We start from the raw sequence: 4,099 nt of genomic DNA on the forward strand, positions 1-4,099 counted from the left end.
AGGCCCCGCGGCGGGCAGGACGTTGCGGCCGGTGGCGGCGGCGACCTGGGTGGCCTCCGCGGCGAGCGCCGGGTCCTCGGCGGAGACGACGATCGGGGCGCCGGGCGGGATGCTCATGGCCAGGGATCCTGCCCGGCGCGCAGCCCCCGCGCCCGCCGCGCGAGCCCGCGGCCTGTGGGCAACGCCCGAGCCCCGCCCCGGCCTGTGGACTTAGGGCCCCGGCCCGCCGGCGCCCGCGCCGAGCAGGACGCACAAAAAAGGGGGCGGCCCGCGCATCGGGGGAGAGCGCGGGCCGCCGATAACCCAGCCGACCGGGGGGATCTGCCGGGGCAGGCCGCACGGACACGACATCTGGGGCCTAGCGGGGCCATTATCGCACGCCGCGGCGGGCGCGCTCAACCGGATCGGGCGGGCCCCGGCGGCGGCCGAGCCGGCGCGCGGCGGGCTGGTCATACTAGACTGTCGGGGCAGATACGGCGCCGCGGCGGCCGCCCGGTCTTTTTAGCCCCGGGCGAGGCGACCGGCCCGGGGTTGTTAACGGCCCGGGCGCGGGGACGCCGGACGCGAGAGCAAGCGACGACGACGCTATTTTTCGGAGAGGACATCGACTGTGAGCAACAAGGACGGCCTGTACAGCGAGGGCGCGCACAAGTTCGAGCCCGAGATCAATTCCATCCCGCTGTCCGACGTGGACGCCCAGACGGGGCGGGAGTCGATCGGCACGCTCGTGAAGAACGCCACCGAGCAGGTCTCCACGCTCGTGCGCTCCGAGGTGGAGCTCGCGAAGGCGGAGCTGGCGACGTCCGCGAAGAAGGGCGCCGTGGGCGGCGGCCTCTTCGGCGCCGCCGGGATCATCGCCCTGTACAGCTCGTTCTTCTTCTTCATCTTCGTCGCCGAGCTCCTCGCGATCTGGCTGCCGCGCTGGTCGGCCTACCTCATCGTTTTCGGCGTCATGGTCGTGCTCGCCGGGCTCGTCGCGTTCATCGGCTTTAGGCAGGTGAAGAAGATCAAGGCGCCGAAGAAGACGATCGACTCGTTCGGCCAGCTGCGCGAGGTCGTGCCCTCTTCGCAGCGGCGGCGCCAGCAGTCCTCCGAGGGCCTCTACAGCTAGCTAGCCCAGGGCGCCCGCGCGCGCCGCAGTAGTTATCTCACGCCCCGCCGGCCCGCCCGGCGGGGCGTTCTCGCCGCCCGGGCCGACGGCCCGGGGATGGCGCCACCCCCTTCAACCCACCCACCGCGACTGGAGGCCTCAGTGGCCAAGCCCCCGAGAATCCGCCCGCTCCCGCCCAGCGCCGTGGAGCTCTCCGGGCCGTTTCGGCACGGCTTCGTGCACGCCGGCGGGGTGCGCTTCCACGTCGCGCACGCCGGCGATTCGGATAGCCCGCTCGTGGTGTTCGTCCACGGCGCGTTCGGCGGCTGGTTCGACTTCCGGGAAGTGCTCGGCCCCGTCGCGGAGGCGGGCTTCCACGCCGCCGCGGTCGACCTGCGCGGCTACGGCATGTCCGACAAGCCGCCGGCCGGCCTCGGGCACGGCCTGAGCTCCGCGGTGGGCGACCTGCTTGAGATCGTGCCCTCGCTCGGCCACGAGTCCGCCCACCTTGTCGGGCTGGGCACCGGCGGCGCGATCGCGTGGGCGGCGGCCGCGGCCGCCCCGGAGGCGGTCTCGTCGATCGCGGCGGTGTGCGCCGCGCACCCCGCCGACCTGCGCGCCGAGCTCGCGCGCCACCCGATCCGGCTGCGCGGCGTGCTCCGCCGGATCGCCACGTCCTACCTGCCGCTGCCCGGGCTGCGCGCCCGCCTCCTGGCCAGGGAGTCGACGATCGCCGCGCAGCTGCGGGGCGCGACCCACCCCGACTTCCACCCGACCGCCGAGTTCGAGCGCTCCCTGGCGCTGCGCTCCGACGCGGCGCGCATCGGGCCCGCGAAGGAGGCCATCACCCGCAACCTGCGCCTCGCGGTGCAGCGCGCCCCGGGCGGGCCGATCGACCTGCCGGTGCTGCTCGTCGCGCCCGCCGGCGCGGCCTGGGACTCGCTCGCCCGACGCGCTCAGGCGCGCGCCCCGCGCCTCGAGCGGGTCGTCGTGCCCGGCACAGGGGCGCTGCCCGTCCTCGAGGACCCCGAGGGCTTCTGCCGGGAGCTCGTGGGGTTCGTGCGCCGCCACGACGACCGCCGGGCGTAGGCCCCCCGGGGCGCCGGCCGGGCCCGAGCTTTCGGGGCGCGGGGCTAGCTGGCGACGCACTCCTGGGTGTCGACCGGCTCGGTGTACTGGTGGACGTCGCCGATCTGGCGGCGCACCTCGTCGGCGGTGAGCGTGAAGCCGGTGTCGCTGTCGTCGACGGCGGTGCCGAACACCACGCCGAGCACGTGGCCCTCCGCATCAATCATCGGGCCGCCCGAGTTGCCCTGCTGCACGGTGCCGCGCACGACGTAGGTCTCCCGCTCGACGCGGCCCCCGGCGTAGATGTCGGGCCCGGCGATGATCTGCTGGGCGCTCACCCGCACGGGGTCGGGGCGGAACGGCCCCGAGAGCGGGAAGCCGAGCACCGTGGCGTTCTGGCCCGGCTCGGCCTGGTATTCCGCCCAGGGCAGCGCCGGCAGCCCGAGGCCCGGCGAGTGGAGCACCGCGATGTCGAACTCGGGGTTGTAGTAGACCACCTGGGCCTCCTTCGTCCCGTCGACCGTGTCGAGGGAGACGGTGTCCGTGCCGGCGACGACGTGGGCGTTGGTGACGACGTAGTCGGGGGCGGTGACGAAGCCGGATCCCATGAGCCGCTTCGAGCAGGAGTAGGCGGAGCCCTGGACGTGGATGACGCTGGGGCGGGCCCGCTCGATGAGGGCGGGGTCCTCGATCTCCCCGCTGGGCGGCTCGATGTCCGCGGGCGGCATCGCCGTGAACGGGGAGATCATCGGCGGCAGGCCCGACTCGTTGAAGAGCGAGGCGATCGCGGCGGGCAGCCGCTCCGCCGCGGGCGGCATCGCGTCGTCGACGAAGGCGAGCACCTTGGAGTTCTGCAGCGCCGAGCCGAGAGGCCCGGCGACGCTCGCGGCGAGCGGCAGGGAGATGAGCCACACGACGAGCATGGTGGCGATCCCCTGGAACACGGCGCCGACGCCCTGCTCGACGCGGCGGGCGGGCTTCGAGGACAGCAGGCGGCGCGCCGCGGAGCCGAGCGCGGCGCCGAGGCTGTAGCCCACGCACACCGCCACCACCAGGGTGAGGAGGCTGAGCAGCATGGTGGCCATGCCGGACTCGGCGAGGCCGCCGACCCAGGGCGCGAGCTTCGTGCCGGCGACGAGCCCGCCGACGATCCCCGCCGTGGAGGCCACCGCCGCGAACCCGCCGAGCGTCCAGCCGAGCAGCACCCCGAAGATCACGAGGATGACGATGAGAACGTCCACGAGGAGGGCAAGGCTCACCGGCGGACTTCCTTCCTGGTTAGGCTGTGGCGGCGGGCAACCCCAGCTACCGTACCGCCCGTCGCTAGGGGCAGGCTAAGCGCGCGCTGGCAGCAGCCTCTACGTTGCGGCGGGCTCGCCGTTGCGCGAGGAGGCCAGCGCCTCGTCGAGGCCCAGCACCCGGCCGGTGTCCCAGGGGCGCTCCCAGCCGGCGGTGCGAAGCAGCGCGTCGACGATCATCCCGGTGAACCCCCACACGAGGAAGCCGCGGCTGCGAAAAGCGGGGGTGGCGGTGCCGCGCACGTCGACGAGCAGGCGGCGGCGCGGGTCGGCGAGCGCGCCGAGCGGCGCGTAGAACACCTCATCGGCCTCGTGGGGGCTGTTGACCCACACCCGCTCGGGCCGAGGCGCGTAGCCGAGCACCGTGGTCACCGGCCGGCCCGAGGGCCGCACCGCGCGGGCGGGCGCCTCGCCCAGGGTCGTGACGGCCGCGGGGTTGAGGCCGGTCTCCTCGCGGGCCTCGCGCAGCGCGCACGCGGTGAGGCTCTCGTCGGACTCCTCGCGCTTCCCGCCGGGCAGCGCGACCTGGCCGGCGTGGCTGCGCATCCGCGGGCTGCGGTGGGTGAGCAGCAGCCCGGCCTCCGGCGGGGGTTCAGGCCCCCGGCCGGGCGGGCCGGCCAGCAGCGCGAGCACCGCGGCCGGC

The 4,099-nt window shown here is 74.9% G+C and carries 4 protein-coding genes; 2 read left to right on the forward strand and 2 right to left on the reverse strand.

From position 1 onward, the window contains the following. The first annotated feature begins 610 nt into the window (after nt 1-610). Both HMPREF9719_RS06300 and HMPREF9719_RS06305 read left to right on the forward strand, forming a co-directional pair. A complete protein-coding gene (locus HMPREF9719_RS06300) occupies nt 611-1,111 on the forward strand; it encodes a phage holin family protein (RefSeq protein ID WP_004601152.1) in 501 nt (166 codons plus the stop codon). Nucleotides 1,112-1,252: 141 nt separating this feature from the next. Continuing rightward, nucleotides 1,253-2,179 carry an alpha/beta fold hydrolase gene (locus HMPREF9719_RS06305; protein WP_004601153.1) on the forward strand — a complete coding sequence of 309 codons (927 nt, stop codon included), beginning with the start codon at nt 1,253-1,255 and terminating at the stop codon, nt 2,177-2,179. A gap of 44 nt (nt 2,180-2,223) precedes the next feature. Here HMPREF9719_RS06305 and HMPREF9719_RS06310 read toward each other — a convergent pair whose 3' ends face one another. Both HMPREF9719_RS06310 and HMPREF9719_RS06315 read right to left on the reverse strand, forming a co-directional pair. Continuing rightward, entirely contained in the window at nt 2,224-3,417 is a 1,194-nt protein-coding gene (locus HMPREF9719_RS06310; RefSeq protein WP_004601154.1) for a MarP family serine protease, read from the reverse strand. A 99-nt stretch (nt 3,418-3,516) separates the two neighbouring features. After that, a partial coding sequence (locus HMPREF9719_RS06315) for an NUDIX hydrolase (protein WP_004601155.1) occupies nt 3,517-4,099 on the reverse strand: 583 nt, incomplete at its 5' end.

It is taken from the genome of Corynebacterium otitidis ATCC 51513, assembly GCF_000296405.1.
Classification (GTDB): domain Bacteria; phylum Actinomycetota; class Actinomycetes; order Mycobacteriales; family Mycobacteriaceae; genus Corynebacterium; species Corynebacterium otitidis.